The organism is Paenibacillus gansuensis (genome assembly GCF_042684925.1).
GTDB lineage: Bacteria > Bacillota > Bacilli > Paenibacillales > DY6 > Paenibacillus_N > Paenibacillus_N gansuensis.
In genome coordinates, this window is sequence record NZ_JBHUME010000002.1 from 356,232 (window position 1) to 378,289 (window position 22,058).

The following is a 22,058-nucleotide window of genomic DNA, read 5'->3' on the forward strand; positions in this document are numbered from 1 at the left end:
GAAAAAACAGAAGCGGCGGCAAGATGAGCAGGTAAAGCTGCCAATGCTTTCGGAAGCTCTTCGACGCCTGCCTGCCGAGCCCGTGCCCCTTTACCCTCCGGCGCTTATGCGTATGATGTGGCGAAGTTGTGAATTGCTGCAGAAGGATCCCCCCTAGTGATAGTGTGGCGCATATGTTAGCGCTTTCTACACCACGATCTTAGCTGATCGGACACCGCTTGAGTAGGTACAACTTAAGACGGAGAACGTACAATTCTCCTCCGGAGGGAAGGGTACAGCATTCCGCTTAATGTCAGCAGATCCGGTAACTACTTAAGGTATGCCTGTCGATTGTTGAACTGCTGTATGCTGCAGAACCATGCTTCTTGCCCAAGGTACAATTCACCGGCAGGCATCCCAATCCCGATTTTCCGGTCCTAAACCAGAGGGCGCTCCCCCGGCAGAATGCCGGAAGAACGCCCTTAAGATTACTTGGCCGGTTTATTTCCGTTTGAAATTTTGATTTTAAACTCCCGATGAACGACTGCGCCGGCTTCATCGGTTAAGGTCAGGCTGAATTTAGACATCCCCGGCTTCTCTGGAGTGCCGGAGAGGTTGCCGCTGTGGCTTAACGTCAACCCTTCCGGCAATCCCTTCCCGGTCACTTCAAACCGGTAGGAGCCCGTTCCGCCCTTCCCCGCCAACTGAACTTCGTAGAGCTGGCCGACCTTGCCATCAGGCAAATCCGTATTCGCCAGCTCCAAGCCCGCTGCGCCGACCTGATAATCCAACCGGTCCGCCAGCAGGTAATCTCCCGATTTCTTGACCGCCTTTACGGTGTGGACCCCTTCCGCCAACCCCGTTAGGGTAAAGAGCGTCTGCTCGACTTGACGGCTGGAATGATAAGCGCTGACCGTTTGCCGGTAAACGCCGTCGACGTAGAAATCAATATCTCCGAGTCCGGGGCCTTTCGGTCCGATCCAAGAGAAGCCGGAGCCCTTAAAGGTGTATGACACGGAAGCGCCGTCACCCGCCGAAGCATGAACGTCATTCCTGAAATCGCCTGCGAAGTCGAACGATAGATAGCTCGTGCCGGCAGGCTGCGCAGCCAGGTAGCTTTTGGCGATGAGAATCTGATTATCGTTCACGGTGTAATCCGTCCCCGCCGATAGGGAAACTTCGCCGTTGCGGACGCTGATGAGTCCGCTCTCGTCGACGGCTGTTGACACGGTTACGTCCTTGGCTTCTGCATCATTTTTATCAAATATGAACTCTGAAGGTGTAATGAGATCCGTTACTTTGTAACGAAGCTGGTCAAGCAGCATGTAATACCCCGATTTTTTGACGGCCTTCAGCGTATGAGGTCCATAAGGCAAATCGGCGGCAACAAACACAGTCTGTTTCACAAGCCGGCTAGGGTTGTAAGTGCTGATCGTTTGGCGCTGCACGCCGTCAATCCAGATTTCGATATCGCCCTGTGCCCCTTCTTTCTCAGTAACAATGTCAATACCCGTACCTGTGAACGAAAACTCAAAGTAGTCGCCGTTCTTTTCCGTATAATGCACGTCATCCGAATAATCGCCGAGTCCTCGTCCCCGGCTGGTCTGCCAAGAGCCTGTATACTGGATTCCTGACGCGTCGTCGTTCAGCGAGACGTAACGGCCGAGCGCCGAATCGTATACGGCAATGGCCAGTGTTTGGGGCTGCCCTGCGCTAAACTGAAGCTGCAGTCCGGTCATCCCGACGGGCTGGGCGTCCAAATATTCGCGGCTGATCGTAACGATGTCGCCGGAAACACTGTAATCCTCACCTGCGTTCAGGGGCTCTCCGCCGTTCGTTATCCCTGCCAGTGTATTGCCGTTCGGTATGATCGTCGTTACAACACCCGCATCGCTTCCCGCTTTATCAAAGCTTGCGGCGGAGGGACGGATCTCGCTGCTAGGAGCTGTCGTGTCGGAGATGTGTACTGTAAGAGTCTGCGAAGCTCCAGCGCTAAAAGTGAATATCAGCTTCGTCGTCCCGACCGGCTGATTGGCCAGATAAGCTTTGCTGATCACAAGCTGATCTCCCGAAATCGAATAGTCGGTTCCGGCTGTTAAGGCCGCACCGCCGTTCTTGATACCGAGCAATGTATTCCCGTTCCATGTGAGTTTTGTCGATACGTCTGATTGCCGATCCGTCTTCCGGTCAAAATCAGCCGTATCCGGAGCAATCGTGCTATTCTCTGCGGAACTGTCGTCGATCCTCACTTCAAGTGTTTGCGTGGAGCCGTCCTGGAAGTCAAAAGTCAGCTTTGTTGTGCCCACCGGCTGCGCAGCCAAATAGCTGCTGCCAATGGAAACCTGATTCGCCTCTACCGAATAATCACTGCCCGAAGCAAGCGGGGCGGATTGGCTGCGGATTGCTGTCAAGCCGTTATGATTGAGGGTAATAACGATGCCGGTCTGCCCTTCCGCGGCTTTGTCGTACGACGCTTCCGCAGGGGCGATCAGGTCCGGCAGCGTGACGCGGAGCTTGTCGAGAAGCATGAACCACCCCGATTTCTTCACGGCCTTCACTGTATGGGTGCCGGCCTCAAGACCGGCCGTGCTGAAGACGGCCTGTTGGGTCAACCGCCCTGTATTCACGGCGTTTACCGTCATTTTGTAGTCCCCATCCATGTAAAAGTCAATGGCTCCTTGGGAAGGATCCAGCTCGGTAAACACCTCAATGCCCGTACCCTGAAACGTGTATTCGAAGTACTCACCGTCCGCCTCAAGGAAATGGACGTCATCGCGGTAATCTCCAAGATTCCGGTTATAGCTGTAATTCCACGGTCCATGATAGGCAATATTGGAATCGGTGTCATTGATCGTGTACGATCCTCCCTTGGAGGTGTCCCGGATCGTAAGCGCGATTGTTTTGGCCGTGCCGCCGCTGAATGTAAATGTTAGCGGCGAGGATCCCTCAGGAAGCGCAAACAAATAGTCCTCCTTGAAGGTCACTGTATCGCCGGCCACTGTGTAATCGGTATCCGGCGTCAACGGCACCCCGCCATTCGTAATGCCGGTCAAGGTGTTGCCTCTTAACGAGAGCTTCGCTGTGACGGGCTGCCGGTCACCGTCCCCCTTGTCGAAACTGATGGCCCCTGGGTTGACGGAACTGTTCTGGATTGTCGTATCTTTCACCAGAATCGAGAACGTCTGCGGCTTGCCCCCGCTGAACATAAAGATCAGATTGACCGTGCCGACCGGGCTGAGGGCGAGGAACTCCTTACGAATGGTAACGGTGTTGTCCGTAACCGTATAATCTGTTCCTTCCTTTAGACGATTCCCGCCGAAAGTAATGCCGGTAAGGGTATTCCCGTTCGCGATCACCTTGGTAGTAATATCAGTTTGAGCATCCGCTTTCTTATCAAAGACAGCTTCGGCCGGATCGAGACCGCTGCTGACTACCGAACTGTCAGTTACCTTTACGGCGAGCTTTTGGCTTGCAGCTGCAAGCTCCAGGCCGCCGTTGCGCTGCCAAACGCCGTCATACCGCATATCGGTGTCGTCGTCGTTAGCTGAAACCGTTCCGCCCTTCTGCACAGTCAGCTTAAGCAGGCGGGATCCGTGAGCTGGAATGTCCTCGTCCGTGAAACCGTCTTCGAACACGCCAAGCTCGCTGTGACTCCACAAGTCCCGAACGGAAACTGAGCCGGTTATCCCGAGTTCCTTCCAGCTGGCAGTGACGGAGGCCGCCGAGTCGCCCAGATTAAACAACGCTACGTTTAACGTTCCGTCCCCATTGTTGGCATACCATACCTGCTGTTTCGTCTCGAGGGAAACGGGATGGGCCGGATGCCCAGCCTGGTTGACTGCAATGGCCTCATCGTTCGTCAGCAGGGAAAGCCCGTATTCGTCAAGGTTTGTTAAGTCATTGCCGGTAAACAGCTGGGCCGAAGAGACCGACCAGAACGTCATGGCCGTTTGCCTTTCGACCGGCGTCAAGCCGTCCATGGCCCCGTTGCCGATGTTAAGCGAGTCGAAATCGTTCCAGCCGCCCGGCCCTGCGTCTCTCCACCAGGTGGCCGCTAACGGGAACAGGCGGGCAATATTGTTCCAGTTTGTGAGCGCCACATTTTCGCAATAGCATTCTACATCCCAATCGATCCGCCAGCCGTTGGCATGCTTCTTCCAATAATCAGCATAGTTGTGGTCGAGCGCCCAAGACAGTTCGAACCAGATGCCGTGGGGCTTCAGTGCCTTCGACCAGGCAGCGACGTCATCACGGGCATCGATCGATGTGTCGTTATGTCCTGAGCCGGGAGTGACGCTGTCAAACTTCAGGAAATCGATTCCCCATTCGCCCAACATATCCGCAATGGAATCGATATAAGACTGCGCACAGGAATTACTGAAGTCTATTTTCAGCCCGATGTTCCAGTAATCCCCCGTCCGCAGCGGCTGTGCTGCGATGTCCCGTGCCGAGCAATTCTCGGCTCCGTAGATGGGGAGATCCTTTTCATAGGCTTCTTTCGAAAGGCCCGGAATCATATACAAGCCGATTTTCTGCCCGTTGGCATGCACATGATCGATGACCTCCTGAAGCCCGTTCGGATATAGCGTTTGACTCGGCACCGGACGGCCGTACTCATCCATGCCGCCGTTCCAGCCTGCGTCGATATTTATGTAGTTATAGCCATGAGCCTGCAGCTTCTCATGCATGGCGTCGGATTGAGCCATGATTTGCGCCGCGTTGATCCACTTGGAGTCGCCGCTGTAAACCTGCATACTGTAGCTGCTCCAGCCCATGTAAGGACGCTGGGCCAAACCGTTGTCCGCTGCCTTTGCAATACGTGCGGGCTGCACGGCCAAGCCGAGTTGAGCTGTAACTACGAGCATAACCAGTACTATCAAAAACAAGCTTCTTCTTCTTCTCACCCTCAGTCATCTCCATTCTTTTACCTGTCTGGTCATTAAAAAAGATGCGTGGTTTTACATGTGAAAGCCGGCCTGTAACGTCCCTCCCTTCGCATGGAAGCATGCCGTCATAAAATGATAGCGATTTCATTTTTTCATCATAGTGGATACGAATATGGCCGAATAGGTACAATTCGGTTGTTATGCGTACAGCTTTCCAATCGTACGTAGCCCAATTCATCCGTTGACCGTCCTCTATTCCCTCTCAGTAGGCCTCCAGCCGCTGTTGAGAACACGAATCCAAAGGCGGCTAAGAGCTTTTGTAAAAAAAGCTGGCATCGGAAGCATCAGCGGTCATAAAAAAAACCGGAGTGCTGCGCACCCCGGATTTTCCGCTTTTTAGTTAAAATGTCCTGATCTCAGCCGCTATGCCTCCATGGACTGCCGGTACGTACTCGGCGAGACACCGGTAACGCGCTTGAACGCCCGTCTGAAAGAATGAGAACTGTTATAGCCGACCATCGAGGAGATCTCGTCAATGGTATACGAGTTTGCTTTCAGCAGCGAAGCCGCCTGATTCATACGGACCTGCTCCAGATAATCGGACATATTGGTGCCCGTTACATCCTTAAATAACTGAGAGACGTATTTCTCCGGGCGCTCCACATGCTCGGCCACACGGTACAGAGTCAGTTCCGTATCCGTATAATGCTCCATAATAAACTGTTTCATCTTCTCAACTGTCCGCACGTGAAGCTCATTCTTCTTCGAAGCAACCATCCCGCACAGCATCGCCATAATTCCGTCGATCTCCATCCGGAATGTCTCCATGGACTCGGGAGGCTGAAGTCCGATGATCCGCGACTTCACCTGTTCAAACGCATCGGCTTCCGCGAACGTTTTTTGCTCAAGCAGCTTCAGGAATGTGCCCTTGATCTCTAGTCCGAGCTGGCCTCTCATCTCGGCCGACAGCTCCCGCGCCTCCATGTTTTGCTGCAGGATGGTCTGGATGAAACGCCTCGCCTCCTCCAGTTCGCCGGCCCTGAGTGTCCCGATCAAACGCAGCTCGACATCGAGCGGGTAATAATAGGTTGCGCTGTCCAATGCCGATTCGCCGTACCATACGACCGTCTTGCTGCCCGTTTGCACGGCATGGTCCAGCGTCTGCTTCGCGAGTTCATATACATGGCTGATCTCCGTCAATGCCTCAAAGCGCCCGCCGACGGCGGCAAGCACGGAAATCTTGTACTCCTGGAATATCTCGTCCGCCAGCCTATGAAGTCCTTGATGGACCCGTTCCTCGGTAAGCTCATTCTCCCTGCCCTCTTCCGTGAGGTATAGAAGTACGATTTTGTCAGCGCCCAGATCCGTCATCTGCACAGGACCTTCCCTCTCCAGCACCGCCTGCTTCAACACAAGCCGGGCCGCGTTCAGCTCGTTGAGCACCTCTACATTATCCATCCCGGAATATCCGTTGATCTTTACTAATGCTACATACCCGGCGTTCCCGGTTAAGCTCGCGTCAGCCTGAATGGCCGCAGCTGAGATCTCTTCCCTCGTTTGAAGCTCTCCGGCGATGAGCCGCTTGTAAAAAGCGTCTCTGACCAAAGGCTGCTGACGCCGCAGCTCCGCCTCCAGCTTCCGGTTGCTCGTGATCATCTCCGCGATATTGCCCTGCAGAAAATCGTAAGCATTGCGTCCTTGCCTCCCCTCCTGCCCAAATACGCCAAGCAGTCTGGCAATCGGAGCACTGTCCCGGTAGGCCAGCACCAAGCCGGCTATAAGGCCGATAGGCAAGGCGGCGCCGGTAAACATCCACGTAATCGCTTTAATCCGGTTCGCCTTCTCCAGAAGTGCGCTTTCGGGGATCCCCGCCTGGTATACCCAGCCATTCTTCTCCGATTGAATAGTAATGACGAGATCGTCTTTGTAGTGTTGGGTAACCTTGGCGGGGTTGAACCGGGGATCGCGGTTCAACGAAGGAATGTCCGGCGCGCCGCTGCCCTGCAGACTGAGCGTACGGCCCTGGCTGTCTCCGACTCGTACCCACCCTCCGTAACTCCGGGTTATGCCGGAGAACAGGCTGGAAACTGTTTTTTGGTCAATAAGCACCACAACGACGGCGGGCGAGGATTCACTGAAACTGTCGAGCGGCAGAGACTGCATATAGGTCATGACCGTGCTCCCGGCGCCCGCGGACACAAAGGGATGCAAAGGCAGCATCTCCCTTTGGTGGGTTTTTCCGATAATTTCCCGTTTCCACTCCGTGAAGGCCATATTCCGATAATGATAGTTCTCGTAGTAATGCTCCGGTCTTACATAGGCGGATCCGGGCGTCAGTACGACATTGTAGTTTCGCAAGTAAATAAAATAATGGCGCAAAAAATCATTCGTCTGCCCAAACGTCGTGACTTCCTGCATGCTTTTCCATATGCCGAACACATTGGTTTTGCCGCCCGTCGCATACTCATTCATCAATTGGTTCAAATTTTCGTTAATGGCGAGCTGTCGCGTAAACCCCTCCACCTCAGCCATGCGCCGCTCCAGCAGCTGTTGGCTGCTTCTAAGCTGCGAAATGCCGTTCTCGATGGATACCGACGTCGCAACGGAAATCGAAGTCCGGTATGACATATAGCCGGCGAGACTGGGAATGAGAAGAATAACGAGGTAGGAAACCAAAAACCGGCGGAAAAGAGGGGAAGGTTTCAGCACAAACAGACCTCCCTTTTTATGATAACACTAGCAAATTCGTGATCCTTATATTGCATCCAAGCGGCATCGGCAATGGCGCCTCTGCCGCTTAACACTACACATGCAAGGGTTCGAGCAAAGAACCAATGGAAACCGGCACTCCCGCTTGGACCTCCAGCTCAGCCGTATGTTCACCGGAACGTATGCGAAGCTTGCCTGCCGCGGCTGGAATGAACTCCGCCCGTTTTAACCGGCCGTTCTCCCAGAGGACGGCCACTTCAGTGCCGCCGCGCGCCTTCAGTCCGCGAACACTGCCGTTCGGCCATGCGGCCGGGAGCGCGGGCAGCAGATCGATCTCGCCCAGCTGGCTCTGCAGCAGCATTTCGGTAACTGCGGCCGTGCCGCCAAAATTTCCGTCGATGACAAAAATGTTCGTCTCGGCGCCCGCAATACCCGCTTTGGAATAGGTGAACAGGTTATCGAAGCAGAGCGCTCCAATTAAATAGGCGATCTGCCGGTAAGCCGCATCCCCGTCGCGGAGCCTTGCGAAGCAGGATGCAAACAACGCCAAGGTAAATTCAACATCCTCGAGAGAGTTTCGGCTGCTTCGGCCCTCGAGCGTTTGCTTCGCCGCTGCCGCAAGCTCCGGCGTGGTGAGCGGAGAAATCTGATCCCCCGGATACAATCCGTACAGATGAGAGAGATGGCGGTGATCCGGCTGGACTTCGCCGAAATCCTCCAGCCATTCCTGGAGCTGGCCCCAGGCTCCGATTTGAAGCGGCGGCAGCTTGGTGGCGGCTTTTTCCAGCTTCCTCTGAAGCTCTTCATCCGCATCAAGCAGCCGGGCCGCGTCGAGGACAAACTCGAACAGCTCCCGGACGAGCATCTGATCCATCGTAGCCCCCATGGACAGCTGGTGCGAACGCTCTCCGCCGCCGGGATAGAAGCTGTTCTCCGGCGAATTGGACGGCCCTGTCACGAGCCAGCCGTAAGCGGGATGGATGGTCATATAATCCAGGAAAAAGCGGGCCGCATCCCGTAATACCGGGTAGGCAGTATTCGCCAAAAACTCCCGGTCCGGTCCGAACAGATAATGCTCCCTCAGATGGGCCGCGATCCATAGCCCGCCGGTCACATTCAACCCCCATGAAGTTTCCCATCCGGGGGAGGCAAAGCCCCAAGCGTTCGTGAAGACGTGCGCTACCCAGCCCTCGCTGTCGTAAAAATGCCTCGCCGAATTCTCCCCTGACTGAGCAAGGTCCTGTACAAATCGCATGAGCGGAAGGTGGCACTCCGCCAAATTGGCGGCCTCAGCCGGGTAATAATTCATCTGTGTATTGACGTCTAGATGATAGTCGCAGCTCCACTGCATCCGGTTGGCCTCGCCGTCGTTCCAAATGCCCTGTAAGTTCAGGGGAAGCGGCGAATCCTCCCTGGATCCCGCAATCATCAAATAGCGTCCATATTGATAAAATAACGCGAACAGCTGCGGATCTCCCTCCGGATCGGCCGCAAGTAGCCGAATGCGTTCATCGGTCGGCAGCGCAGATCGGGGCGTGTCCCCCAGCTCCAGCTGCACGCGGTCGTATAGTCCTCGGTAATCGGAGAGATGGTCGGCTTTCACGTTATCGAAGCCTTTGGAACTCACCTGAGCAATCAGCCTTCCGCATTCCAGCGCCCAGTCATCGTCTTTCGCACGGTAATCAGTAGACACGGCTAAGTATAGAATCGCCTCATCCGCATCACGCACATGCAGGGCTCCCGATTCGTACAAAACGGCACCGCCTGAAGCTTCCAAGCGCAGTATTCCTTCACAGCGAACGCCGCAAGTACCGTCGCTGTGCATTGTCTCGAGCGCCTGCGCCGAGAAGCGAAGCTCACCCGAGCCCACCGCTGCCGACAACTCTATCACCGCCAGATGATCCCCTTCGATGGCGACGGAGAAGTTCACCCCTCCGCCCCGCCCGCTCCGGATTCGAGCGGCAAGCACGCCGTCGGCGTGTGAAGCCAGTACCTCGCTTTGAACGGGACCGGACTCCGTCACGTAGTCCGAAATTACCAGCGCTTCCCCCAACTTAAGTTCCCTCCGGCGATTGCCGGACTCATTTGCCAGCTGCAGCCTAACCTTTCCTAACGGCAGGTTCGTGCCGAAGTTTCGCTTTGCCGGCTGAAGCATTTGCTGTGCCAGCGCCTCGCCCGCTATGTAATCGCCTTCAAAAAACAACTTGCGCATCCGCTCCAAACCGGCCTTGTCGTTAGCCGGCGGAGCAAGCGGCTCGGGACGGCCGGACCAGTAGGTCGATTCCGACAAGCTCCAAACTTCTTCTCCCTGCCCTCCGTGAATAACAGCGCCCAGTCTGCCGTTTCCTACAGGCAAGCCCTGCGCCCATTCCATGGAAGCCCTTTCAAACCAAAGCGAGAATCCATTCATCCTACGTACCTCCACCAAGAAAGTTTGTTAATTACCAGATATATCAATTATGATGTAGATCATAGCATGCCTATTTTAGGGAGTAAAGATGGGGCCTGACGCAACACGGAGAAAAAAACCACCTGTAATCCGTCGCAGGGGGCTTCCTATTTTTCATCAGAATTTCAGAGAGCCGCCGCCGCAGTAAAACTGAAATTTATCCTATGCTGCTCCCCTCTCACTTCGACATAAATTGACACTCACAATATTGATCTTTCCCCTCTTTCATGTTACATTGGGTTAAATCCTAGTAAACTACTATGAAAAGGAGGGTTTCTTCTACATGATTGAATTGCGCAATGTCAGTAAAAGCTTTACAACTGGCAAACACACCCTTCAAGCCGTATCCCCAACCTCCCTAACAGTGGAGAAAGGCGACATTTATGGACTGATCGGATTCAGCGGCGCAGGCAAATCGACTCTGCTGCGGCTGATTAATCTTTTGGAACAGCCGACCTCAGGCACGGTAACGGTGGACGGACAGGAATTGACTTCCTTAGGTGCCAAGGAATTACGGCAAGCCAGACATTCGATCGGCATGATATTTCAGCATTTTAACCTGTTGAGCAACGAGACTTGCCTTGCTAATGTGGAATTCGCGCTGGAAGTGGCAGGTGTGCCTGCCTCGGAACGGACCAAACGCGCGGCGGACTGCTTGGACATTGTCGGGCTTGGCGACAAAGCGCTTGAATATCCTGCAAGGCTCAGCGGCGGACAGAAGCAGAGGGTAGCCATTGCCCGGGCACTGGCGAATAATCCGAAGGTGCTGCTCTGCGATGAGCCGACTTCCTCGCTGGACCCGCATACGACTCTTTCCCTGCTCAAGTTTCTGGAACGCATCAACCGCGAGCTGGGCGTAACCATCGTCATCGTTACGCATGAGATCAATGTCGTCAAATATATATGCAACAAGGCAGCCGTAATGGAAAACGGGCAGATTATCGAACACCTGGATCTGACCCGCGGCGACGTGACTCCGAGTACGGACTTGGGCAAATTTCTGTTTGAGACGGCGGGCGGCTGGACGAAAGAGACGGTGACGTATGGATAACATCATCAATATGCTTCCGGAGATTGTAAAGTCCATTCAACAGACCATTATGATGGTTGTCATCTCGATCACGGCTGCGGTTGTGTTCGGCGGTCCGCTCGGTATTTTCCTTTACCTGACTTCACAGAACAGCCTTCACCAAAGCCGCTGGTTAAACCGGACGGCCAACTATTTGGTCAATTTGGTCCGTTCCTTTCCGTTTATTATTCTGCTGTTGTCCTTGATCCCTCTTACGCGTCTCATTACGGGTACGACGATCGGGCCCGTAGCAGCGTCCGTTTCCTTATCAGTAGCCGCTATTCCTTTTTTCGGCAGGCTGGTGGAGCAAAGCCTGAGAGAGGTGCCTAGGGGAATTATCGAGGCTGCGGTCTCCACCGGTGCGAACACTTGGTTCATCATTCGAAGAGTGCTGCTTTCCGAAGCAAGGCCAAGCCTGATGTCGGGATTGACCGTTACCATCGTCAGCTTCATCTCTTACTCGGCCATGGCGGGAGCGGTTGGCGGAGGCGGGGTCGGCGATCTGGCGATCCGCTACGGATACTACCGGTTTCAAACCGACATTATGGTCACGTGTATCGTTATTTTATTGTTTTTGGTTCAGCTGGTACAGTCTGTGGGCACATGGGCAGCAGGCCGGTTAGATAAAAGAAAATAATCATTTTAGGGAGAGAAACCACATGAAATTATCGAAGTTAGGAAAAACAGCAACACTTGCCACGCTGGCCATCGCGCTGGCATTCGGCTTATCGGCCTGCAGCAGCAAAGAACAGGAAGGCGACAAGAAAAGCATCAAGCTCGGCTTTATGGCAGGACCTTACAGCGATCAGTTCAAACGTTCCGTTCAACCTGTTCTGGAGAAGAAAGGGTACAAAGTCGAAGTCATTGAATTCAGCAATGCGATTCAGCCTAACTCCTCTCTGACGGACAAGTCTATTGACGCGAATGTATTCCAGCATGAAGGATATCTCAAATCTGTTAACGAGAAAGATAAATCCGATATCACAGAACTCATTAAAGTTCCTACCGCACCGCTTGGCATCTATTCCAATAATGCCAAGAGTTTGGACGAGCTGAAAGACAATGCGGAAATTTCGCTGCCTAACGACGCTTCCAACCTGGCCAGATCCCTGGTACTGCTTGAGAAAGCCGGCCTGATCAAAATCAAACCGGATATCGACCCGCTGCTTGCAACGGAAAAAGATGTAACGGAAAATCCTAAAAACCTCAAATTCGTTCCGCTGGAAGCACCGCAGCTGCCTCGTTCGCTGGCCGACGTTGACTTTTCGGTCATTACCGGGAATCATGTCATTGCAGCCGGTATGAAGCTTTCCGAAGCTTTGCTGCTGGAAGAACCGCCGGCGATCTATCAAATCATTTTGGCGGTACGCGGCGAGGACAAAGATAAGCCTTTTGCCAAAGATCTTGTGGAGGCTTACCAATCCGATGAATTTAAAACTTTCATTGAAACTGACGAAGCGTCCAAAGGCTTTTCCAAACCGGATTACTGGAAATAATCATACTTCAGGAGGAACTTAATCATGACACATAAAGCACTTAAAGAAATTGTCTTCACCCCGGAAGTACTCCCCCCTCGCGGACCGTATGCCCAAGCGATTAAAGTGAGCAATGTCACTTCGACGATTTACACAGGAACGATTACAGCTCTTGATGTGGACTGGAATGTGGTTGGCGCGGGAGATATTCGGGCACAAACCCGTAAAACCATTGAGAACCTGGAGCTCATCCTGGCCGCAGCCGGGGCGACCTTAGCCGATGTCGTAAAAACGACATGGTACTTGACCGATATTACTCATATGCCGATTGTGGCTGAGATTCGCAATGAAATGTTTAAAGGAGCCGTTCCGGCAAGCGGAACGATCCCGATCACCGGCCTGTATTACCCTGAACTGCTTCTAGAGATGGAAGCCATTGCCGTAATCTGATGAGGGGCCGGCTGACGCTGAACGTTCCTATCGATCATGTCGGAATCGTGGGCCGCAATGTAGTTGAGATGAGAGAGGCTTTGGGCAGGCTGGGATTTTATTCTCCCGGCGTGACCTCTCTAGCACTTGGGGATGACAGCGGAAGGCAGCCTTCCCGGAACAGTCACTTCGTATTTGATGCCGGTTATATTGAGCTGATCGCCTCTCAAGGAGACGATCACTTGGCCCGCTATGTGAGCCGCCGTGAAGGACTCCATATTCTTGCCATGGCTTCCGGCAACGCGCAGGCAAGCCGCGAGGCGTTTCAGCGGTTGTCGCTGCAGCCTGCGGGCACGCTGGTTTCCACGCGTCCCGCCGTTCATGGGGAGGTAACAGGCACCGCCTCTTTTGAATGGTTCGGTTTTGCGGAACCTTCCTTCCCCGAAGGGCTCGTCTGTGTTGTAGAGCATCTTACGCCGGAGCTGATCTATCAAAAAGAACGGTTTCAGCATCCGAACGGAGCTTTCAGGCTGGACGAGGTTATTCTGCTTGTAGACGATACAGATCAGGCGGCAGAACGCTACGGCAGCTTATCCTTCGCCCATTGTAACGTAAACCCTCTTCAGAACCATGTGACCTGGTGCGGCCGGCTTACGCTGCTGGATGAGGCCCGCTCGCGGGAACGATTCTCCGGGCTCGAGACGGACATCCGGAACGGATTTTTAGGGTTCATCGTCGCCGTAAAGAGCATGCCACAGGTCCATCACATGCTGCAAAAGAGCGGTATCCCCTATCAAACTTCAGCTGACGGAGTTGTATGGGTACAGCCGGAGACGGCTGCCGGCAGCTTGGTTGGGTTTCGGGAATCCATAGAATAGACGCTTGGCCATAAGAGCAGATCCTGTCAGGGAATCTGCCCTTTTTTTATGCTAAATAGAAAATATATTTCTTTTTAAATTAAATTTGTGGTGGAAATTTCCTTCTTTCTGTTTTATAATAATCACGCAATCGTTAAAGCGTTTTCATTATTAAAGATTATCTAAACTGAAGGAGGTACATGATGTACGAGAAAACCTTGTTTGGACCTGCGTTCCGTAAAGCGGCTCTTGCCGGAACGTTAGCAGTTGCCATGGCCGCAGTTGCTCCCTTCCCCGGTGCGCCGCAAGCCGCCGTGTATGCGCAAAGCGCGGATTCAGGCTATTCGGTCACCGCTTCGGACGGGTTTACAGCAGTTATCTCAGGATTGAATATGACAAGAGGAGCAGGCATGCTGGTAGCCTATACTCCGCTGTGGGGTTATTCCACCTCGACGAATGCATTCGGAGCCGAAGTCGTGCTGGTGGAGACAGGAACACCGGGACAATATGAGGTAAAAGACGTGAATTCCGCTTTCGGCGACGTTTCGCGCAGCGGTAACTCGGAAATTCCCGTTAATGGCCTCGTGTTATCAGCAGGCCCTGGAGGCACGCCGGACGTTCGCAAGGACTTGTTAACCCATTTCAAAGTCGGTGATCGAGTTACGTACAGCGAACCTATAACCAAATCAGCAAGCAACACCGTCATGGTCATCGACCCGACACCGCAAAATAACCCGGCGGGCGCGCTATTCGACGGATATCGCGGACCGGATCAGCTGCTCGTATATACCCCTGCTTTTGGCCCGTCTACCCGGACGAATCAATACGGCTATGAAGTGACTGTCGTGGACGGGATCATTCAGTCTGCAGGCGGCGCGGATTCGGCCATTCCTGCTAACGGATATGTCATCAGCGCACATGGCACGAATGCAGCCTGGCTGAGCTCGATTTCCGAGGTTGGCGCGAAAGTGCAGTTGAACGGACTGGCATTGACCATATCCAAAGACGCCTCTTCTTACGTGTATCAGGCGGGTCAAGCGGTTTCCGAAGCGAAAGCCGCCATCCAAAAGGGTTATGATCAATTTGTAAATGCGCCGTTCGAACAGGCCTCCGCACAAGTGCAGAAAGCAGAAACTTTGCTGAAGCAGGCACGCTTAGTGCTGGAATCCGATCCGGTAGCAAGCGTATACGTTTCCAAACAAGCTACAGCGGCAGCGCGCGATGCTTTCTACCTCTCCCTTCCAAGCCGGACAGCGGAAAGCCGCGGTGTCTGGTACCGTCCACTCGAGAAGAGTCCGGAGCAAATCGCCAAGACGTTGGACCGGATGCAGGCAGCCGGCTTCAATGAACTGTACCTGGAGACATGGTGGCAGGGGTATACGATCTTCCCGAGTAAGACGGCGGCAGAGCATGGCATCGCAGAACAGAACCCGCTGTTTAAGGGATGGGACCCGCTGAAAGTGTTCATGGAGGAGGCCGCCAAGAGAGGGATCGCCGTACATGCCTGGCTTGACGGATTCATGGTAGGCATTGACCCATCCGGCGGTCCGGTGCTGAAAGCCCATCCGGACTGGTCGGCTGTATCCCGCAGCCAGGTCGGTTCCGGCAAGCCTATGCCGCAGAAGGGCAACGGCTACTTCTGGATGGACATAACCAACCCGGCGGTACAGAATTACCTGCTCGGAATTACAAAGGAAATGGTGACGTCCTACCATATGGCCGGCGTGGATCTCGACTACATGCGCTTCCCGCATGCGTCCGATTGGAAAGAAAGCTACAACTTCAGCGACTACTCGCGCACAGCCTATGCGAAGGAGTCCGGCATAGATCCTTATACCCTGGATCCCCAAACCCAGCCTGAGCAGTGGAAACAGTGGTCGGATTGGATCGTCGATGCCGAAGACGAATTTGTCAAAACGGTGTATCGTGAAATGAAAGCGCTGAACAGCCAGCTCGTAGTGTCAGCTACGCCGGAACCGGGAGCCGAAGCCGAGAAAATCGGCAACTGGTCGCAATACGTCGACGTTGTCATTCCGCAGGCCTACTCCTACAGCGTGGATAGCGTTAGAGAGTCCGTTCAGCAGCATATGTCCGAGCTGAAGCCGGGCAACCTCACTTACAGCGGCATCTTTCCGATGTATGTGCACATGGGGCCTTACGAAACGGTAGCCCAAGTACAGGCGGCACGCGACATTGATCACGGCACTACGATTTTTGCTTTCGGCCAGGCAAGCCCGCTGGCTGTGGATGCCTTGCGCAAAGGCCCGTGGAGAGACAAGGCAGTCTCTACCGGCATGCATCCGCAACAGGCTATAGCAGCGCTGCTGGAATCCATGGTAAAGGACGCGAACGAAGTGTATGTGCCTCGCAAAGCTATGGATGAGAAAACGGCCAAATTGCTGGAACAGAAAGTCCAAGTTGTAACGAAGCAGTTAAACGAAGACCTTCCTTGGAAGGCTTATGGAAGCGTAGAGGCTATGCTGGGACAGATCGAAGCGTTGATTAATTTGGATACTACCGGGATCAACCCCGTCGTGGTCCAAAAGCTGGGAGACCAGATCAGCTACGCCCGTATGCTGTTAACCTACTCGGTTACGAAACAAATCAAGTAACAGGAAAAGCCCCCCAACGCGTCTCTGCCTGTTGGGGGGCTTGCCTTATGCATGGACGGGTTACTTATCTTCTCCTTGTCCTTCTTGCTCCTCTTTCGTTTTCTTTTCTTCATGAAACTCAATTGGCGTCTGCCCCATAATAAAATCCAGAGGCGTATAGTTCGATTCAGGAATTTCCTTTTTCGTTGCCATTTTTACCAAGATATAAACCAGCAAAAGAACGATCGGCAGAAGAAGCGACAGGGTTAGCATGGCTCCGAAATCCATATTCAGCCGTTCCCGGATCTTTCCGCTATCTCCGAAACGGTCCGATATTCCCGAGGGGACATCCCCGTCCGCTGACGGAACACCCGCTCGAAATGCCCCAGCGTATTAAAGCCGGCTGCATAGCAAATTTCGGTAACGGGCAGGGCGGACGCCTTAAGCAGCGATTCGGCGAACTGCATCCTGACATTTTGCAAATAACGCTGGAACGGCTGCCCTATCGATTTTGAAAAACTTTCGCTGAAATAGGTGGCAGAGTAATTGGCTTGCGCCGCGGCATCGTCCAAACTCAGGTTTTCGCGGAAATGATGATGAATGTAAATCAGCGCTTTTTGCAAATTGAGGTTTAGATTCTGCGGTTCGGCAAGCTGGCTTCTGGGTTCCATATAGTTTACTGCGCTTGCGCGGTACAAATCTACGAGCAGCCTCTGGAGTGTTGCCTTAACAACAATTTCGCTGCCCTCCTGCCAAACCGCGGTCTCTTCATGCAAGCGCTCATAATCCAAATACACCCGACGCCGCTGCTCCTCTGGTAGCTGTGCCTGAAGACGCAGCCCTCCGCTGAACAGCCAATGATACAAACGGTCATCCAACAGAGCCTCCGTGAAAATGAAATTATATATTTCCAGAGGCTGATCCGCAAGGGATACCAGCTCATGAAAATCCGCAGGAGTCAGAAGAAAGACAGTCCCTGCAGATAAGGGGTAAGAAGAACCGTTCAGCCGGTGCTCCCCTGCTCCGGACACAACAAAGCTCAACTCGTAAAATTCATGCCAATGAAGGGCAATAGTTCCCGAATGGATCCCGTGAAACACTTGAACAGGAACATGCTTTTGCAAAATATATTCGGCATTGGTCAGCCTGGGGGGCTGCTTTCGCTCCACTAGAGACACTCCTTCCCCGATACATTAGTCCTTATTGATCTTAAAGCTTTCATCCAACATTTCCCTTTATTTTCGAGAGGACCAGTGTTTTAAGTTCTTCTATACTAGTACATGCATTTAATTCACCCGCTGAAATGAGCAAGCGCGCACGATCTCCATCCTGCAGGAAGGCACAAGGGTACTCCGCTGGCGGAAGATGGGACGGCAGTTCATCCAGGTGCAAAAATGCGGCTTCCACCGGCAGTTCCTGGATAAAGCTTCGCCATTCTTTACGCATACCTGCGTAGCCGTAGGTCAGAGAGCATAAAGAACAGGGATACGTGTCCGGGGAAACGATTTTATGTATACTGTCCAACAGGCCGTTTAGCATTCCGCTGTTCGCGTTATAGACAAAGATAAGTCGGTTCATTGGGGCCCCCTTTAATAAGCAATGTTATGCTCCTAGTTTACACTATCTGTAGATGTCATCACAAAAGCGCTCCATTATCCAAATCTGGAAAATGGGACTTTAGGCGGGAATCATTGCCATGCGCACGTTAAACAAGCCGGAACTTTTTAGTCCGGCTTGTTGCGTGTATTTCCTTCTATAAAGTCTTCATTTCTGCTGCGATTCTAGCCGCCATCCACTCGTTAACATCCCATAAATCCGCTACAGCAGCCTTGGTGTATGGAAGGGTATGCATATAACCGGAATTGGCAGGGCCGAATTCCGGTTATTCGTTGACGAATTGCGTTCCGGCTATATTCTTGCCACGGGCAAGCCAAACTTTAAAACCAGGGTTCTTCTCAGGATATACGAGCGCTTCTGTAGAGAAGTAACGCATCGTGTAACCGCAGCGGCGATACGGGCTTGTATTCGGCGTTGCGCCATGAATAATCCGTGAATCGTGAAGCGAGCATTCCCCCGATTCTAACTCGAAGTATACCGCTTGTGACTCATCGACGGCATCGCTCTTAATTTGTGTGTTGAACAAATTGCTGGTTCCGTCCACTTCCTCGTATTCGGAGAACCCATTACGGTGCGTGCCCGGAATAACGCGCATACATCCGTTTTCCTTCCAGCTGCGGTCTATCGCCAGCCAGACGGTAATGATTTTGTCGAAGCTGCTCAATCTGCCGTTCCAATAAGCCGAATCCTCATGCCATGGCGTAGCGCGGCCTACATACGGATCTTTACAGATGAAATGACTCGACCACAATCCAATATTCGGCCCGATGATCGGTTCTACCAGATCAAGTACCTCATCCGACAAAAGGAAATCCAGCAGCCGTTCATCACGGAAATGGGGGGTATCCAGTTCGTCGGACAATTTGCTTCCTTTCTCTGCAAGCTGCTCTTCAAAGATGGAAGTCAGAACCTGCATTTTTTCGGCACTAAAGAGGGGTTTCTTGTACAAGTAATATCCGTTTTCCTTATAAAACTCAACTTCCTGCTTCGAAAGAGCTTGGGTTGTCATTGGTATAACCTCCAGTTAATTACGGATTTTGTTAACTGAAGCCATTATATCCCGGATAGTCATTCCATACTTCGCATGGATTAGGGGAAATGCTGCATATCTTCGGATATGATCAGAATTCCTGGTCAGCGCGCAAACACAACAAAACAGCCCTCGCGGGCTGTTCTGCCTTCACTTCTTCGTTTTTAACGCCTGCGGAGTCTGGCTGGGTACCATTCCCGCGACTTCCGGCCATCCGTCCTTCCACTTTATCCGGTCGACCATCAGCGGACGGACCGTACCGCCGTTGTCGTTATATGGCTTCTTGATGTCGATCGCGTGATAAACGATCCAATCCTCTCCCTGTTCATCCGTTACCAATGAATTATGCCCGGGTCCGGCAAATGTCCCATTCTCTTCCCACAGGTTGCTTCCCACCAACAGCAGGCTTCCCGAAGAATGCAACAAGTCTTTGCCTTCCTTGTCGAGGTATGGTCCCCTCAGCGATTCCGCCCGGCCCACAGCAACCGCGTACGAACTGTTTTCCCCTTCGCAGCAAGTTCCCGTAGATCCGAAGAAGTAGTAATAACCGTCTCTCTTAACGATATACGGCGCTTCGAAATCAGGTCCTGCAATCGGGAATTTCTCACCAACTGCTTTCAAGCCGTCTTCGGATAACGGTATTCCGTAAATCCCATGAAAACTTCCCCATATCAGATAGGGTTTCCCGTCATCATCTTCCACATATTGCGGGTCAATCGAGTTCCCGACCCCGCTTCCCGCCGTGTCCAGAATCATGCCCTGATCCTTAAAAGGCCCCTCGGGCCGGTCCGACACCGCAACGCCGACACCCGGATCGGCCAAATTTCCCCACTCAGACAATGAGTAGTATAGGTAATATTTTCCATCCTTATGGTACGAGATATCAGGCGCCCAAATGCCGAAAGAGTCAGGCCGCCAAGCCGGTTTCCGGTCGAAGGCATCCCTTACGTACTCCCATGCGGCCAGGTCCTTGCTCCGAATCACCGGAACCAGATGCGTACCGTTCCCGTCGTACCAATCCTCTTGGGTAGCGTATGCATAGTAGTAGCCGTCGCCAGCTTTCAATATCGTTGGATCCGCGAACGTCGGCCCAAAGACAGGATTCTGATATACGGAAGCAGTCTCCGGTTTGCCGTCCGAATCTTGGTGCGATACTTGTTCCGAATGAGACATGAACACCCATCCTCCCCAGCCGGCCGCCGCAAGCAGCAAGGCGGCCAACGCAATTTTGCTAAACCAAGCCTTCTTCTGCATCATTAAGGGTAAGCCACCTCAATGTAATCCAGTTCCGTATAGCTGCTGCCTTTACTGAAGCGGATTTTGTTATAACCCTTATTTAACGATACATTGAATGAGGTGATGTTCCACCCGCTTCCGTAGGAAAGGCTGAACCCCGCTCCCCCATTGACGGACACATTGTGGGTGCTGGCTCCCCAGTCATTATGGTAGCGGACTTGCACGTTGTACGTTCCGGCTGCAGGCACATTCACACTGAATTCCGCATAACTGTCGGCGTAGTCGATATACCCGGCCTTTTGCCCGCCGGAGGCAGTATTGTCGGACGCTGTACCTGCATGGTTTAGGACTGCCTTCTCCGCCTCATGGCGGAGCGGTATATCGATGTAGTCTAATTCCGCGAAACTGCTGCCCTTACTGAAACGGATCGTGTTGCTGCCCGCATTCAAATTCACATTCAACACTGCCGTACCATAGCCGCTGCCATAGGAAAGGGCCGTGCCCGAGCCGCCATTGACACTGACGTTATGCGTGCTGGTTCCCCAATCGTTATGGTACCGTACCTTCATACTGTAAGTTCCGGAAGAGGGAACCTTCACCGAATATTCAACATAGCTGTCCGAATAATCGATGTAAGCCGCTTTGCTGCCGCCGGAAGCATTCGGATCCGAAGCCGTTGCTGCATGATTTATTTTCGCGTCTTCCGCTTCATATCGGATTTGCTGATCTCCGGACGGTACCAGCTGTTTAGCGCTCAGTGCAAGCGGGATGCCCAAATTCGGAGAGCCATCCGGATTCCAGGTTACTTTCTGGATTCTGACATTTCTCGCTCCGTCCTGTGCCTGAATTTTCTTGGCGTGATATACATTCCAGTCTTCTGTACCGTCCGGTGATTTCACAAAACTGTTATGGCCCGGTCCGTACACGCCGTTTGCGGAGTTTTTCTGGAAAATCGGGTTCGCCGATTTCGTCCAGGAAGCGGTGTTAAACAGGTCGCTTGAAGCTGATGCGGTCAACAGTCCCAGGCAGTAGTTCTCGGACATCCAGTCATTCGCTGAATAGATGATAAATACTTTCCCGTTCCTTATCAGCACAGCCGCCCCTTCGTTCGTACCCCCTTGGGAGTTAGGATTGATTTCCCAGTTATAAGTAGGCACTGCAATACGGGTGCGCTTGGATGTCAACGTGTACGGATTGCTCATTTCATGAATAAAGATACCGTTCGTGCCGTTCAGCCAGTCGTTATACATAAAATACGTTTTCCCGTTCAATTCAAATAAAGTCGCGTCAATACCGCTGGTCATCAATCCCTTGAGCGCATAAGCCCCCATAGGATCTTGGGTATTGGCTTCGAATGCGTACACTTTGAAATCCAAGGCGACGTATAAGTACCACTTACCGGCGGTATAATGCAGTTCCGGAGCCCATACGTACGTACAGTTCGCACCGTCGCACAGCCCCGGATTGTCGGTTGTGCGCCAGATCGTCTTTTTCTGGGCTGTTTCCAGATTCGTCAAGGACTTGGTTTTCCAAATCGTTACATCCCCGCCGGTAGTATGTGTGTAATAATAATAGCCGTCTTTGAAAACCGCATAAGGATCCGCCCCGTCGGATAGAACCGGGTTACTGAAATCAGGAGTGCCCGCAAGAGCCTTTCCCGGAATAATACCTGCAATTAATAGTAAGGCAACACACCAGATTCCGCAGCTTTTCCACCATTTTCCCATAATA

The 22,058-nt window shown here is 52.8% G+C and carries 15 protein-coding genes; 6 read left to right on the top strand and 9 right to left on the bottom strand.

Annotated features, from left to right (window positions below; translation table 11 throughout):
* Positions 1–467: 467 nt before the first annotated feature.
* The 3 genes from ACFSUF_RS01855 to ACFSUF_RS01865 form a co-directional block, all read right to left on the bottom strand.
* Positions 468–4,883 carry a X2-like carbohydrate binding domain-containing protein gene (locus ACFSUF_RS01855; protein WP_377599536.1) on the bottom strand — a complete coding sequence of 1,472 codons (4,416 nt, stop codon included), beginning with the start codon at positions 4,881–4,883 and terminating at the stop codon, positions 468–470.
* A 405-nt stretch (positions 4,884–5,288) separates the two neighbouring features.
* Entirely contained in the window at positions 5,289–7,574 is a 2,286-nt protein-coding gene (locus tag ACFSUF_RS01860; RefSeq protein ID WP_377599538.1) for an AraC family transcriptional regulator, read from the bottom strand.
* 94 nt (positions 7,575–7,668) lie between these two features.
* The gene (locus ACFSUF_RS01865; RefSeq protein ID WP_377599540.1) at positions 7,669–9,984 is read right to left on the bottom strand and encodes a glycoside hydrolase family 95 protein; all 2,316 of its coding nucleotides are present in this window, start codon (positions 9,982–9,984) and stop codon (positions 7,669–7,671) included.
* A gap of 322 nt (positions 9,985–10,306) precedes the next feature.
* On the opposite strand from ACFSUF_RS01865, the gene ACFSUF_RS01870 reads away from it, so the two are divergent.
* The 6 genes from ACFSUF_RS01870 (at position 10,307) to ACFSUF_RS01895 (ending at position 16,465) form a co-directional block, all read left to right on the top strand.
* Positions 10,307–11,074 (top strand): methionine ABC transporter ATP-binding protein, encoded by a 768-nt coding sequence (locus ACFSUF_RS01870; protein ID WP_377599542.1) that lies wholly within the window; start codon positions 10,307–10,309, stop codon positions 11,072–11,074.
* Complete coding sequence (locus ACFSUF_RS01875) at positions 11,067–11,729, top strand: methionine ABC transporter permease (RefSeq protein WP_377599544.1); 663 nt, start codon at positions 11,067–11,069, stop codon at positions 11,727–11,729. Before ACFSUF_RS01870 ends, ACFSUF_RS01875 begins: the two co-directional genes overlap by 8 nt.
* Positions 11,730–11,751: 22 nt before the next feature.
* Positions 11,752–12,588 carry a MetQ/NlpA family ABC transporter substrate-binding protein gene (locus ACFSUF_RS01880; RefSeq protein ID WP_377599546.1) on the top strand — a complete coding sequence of 279 codons (837 nt, stop codon included), beginning with the start codon at positions 11,752–11,754 and terminating at the stop codon, positions 12,586–12,588.
* A gap of 24 nt (positions 12,589–12,612) precedes the next feature.
* Positions 12,613–13,017, top strand: a complete 405-nt coding sequence (locus ACFSUF_RS01885; protein WP_377599548.1) for a RidA family protein — start codon at positions 12,613–12,615, stop codon at positions 13,015–13,017.
* Positions 13,017–13,874, top strand: coding sequence for a VOC family protein (locus ACFSUF_RS01890; protein ID WP_377599550.1), 858 nt, complete (start codon positions 13,017–13,019; stop codon positions 13,872–13,874). Before ACFSUF_RS01885 ends, ACFSUF_RS01890 begins: the two co-directional genes overlap by 1 nt.
* Before the next feature lie 179 nt (positions 13,875–14,053).
* A complete protein-coding gene (locus tag ACFSUF_RS01895; RefSeq protein ID WP_377599551.1) occupies positions 14,054–16,465 on the top strand; it encodes a glycoside hydrolase family 10 protein in 2,412 nt (803 codons plus the stop codon).
* Positions 16,466–16,525: 60 nt separating this feature from the next.
* On the opposite strand, the gene ACFSUF_RS01900 is transcribed toward ACFSUF_RS01895, so the two are convergent.
* The 6 genes from ACFSUF_RS01900 to ACFSUF_RS01925 all read right to left on the bottom strand — a co-directional run bounded on the left by ACFSUF_RS01900 (position 16,526) and on the right by ACFSUF_RS01925 (position 22,054).
* The gene (locus ACFSUF_RS01900) at positions 16,526–16,732 is read right to left on the bottom strand and encodes a DUF3951 domain-containing protein (protein ID WP_377599553.1); all 207 of its coding nucleotides are present in this window, start codon (positions 16,730–16,732) and stop codon (positions 16,526–16,528) included.
* A gap of 2 nt (positions 16,733–16,734) precedes the next feature.
* Positions 16,735–17,613, bottom strand: a complete 879-nt coding sequence (locus ACFSUF_RS01905; RefSeq protein WP_377599554.1) for a helix-turn-helix transcriptional regulator — start codon at positions 17,611–17,613, stop codon at positions 16,735–16,737.
* 49 nt (positions 17,614–17,662) lie between these two features.
* The gene (locus tag ACFSUF_RS01910; RefSeq protein WP_377599556.1) at positions 17,663–18,022 is read right to left on the bottom strand and encodes a hypothetical protein; all 360 of its coding nucleotides are present in this window, start codon (positions 18,020–18,022) and stop codon (positions 17,663–17,665) included.
* Positions 18,023–18,326: 304 nt separating this feature from the next.
* The gene (locus ACFSUF_RS01915; protein WP_377599558.1) at positions 18,327–19,070 is read right to left on the bottom strand and encodes a phytanoyl-CoA dioxygenase family protein; all 744 of its coding nucleotides are present in this window, start codon (positions 19,068–19,070) and stop codon (positions 18,327–18,329) included.
* Positions 19,071–19,241: 171 nt separating this feature from the next.
* Entirely contained in the window at positions 19,242–20,348 is a 1,107-nt protein-coding gene (locus ACFSUF_RS01920) for a family 43 glycosylhydrolase (RefSeq protein ID WP_377599560.1), read from the bottom strand.
* Positions 20,348–22,054, bottom strand: a complete 1,707-nt coding sequence (locus tag ACFSUF_RS01925) for a family 43 glycosylhydrolase (protein ID WP_377599561.1) — start codon at positions 22,052–22,054, stop codon at positions 20,348–20,350. Before ACFSUF_RS01925 ends, ACFSUF_RS01920 begins: the two co-directional genes overlap by 1 nt.
* Positions 22,055–22,058 lie beyond the last annotated feature (4 nt).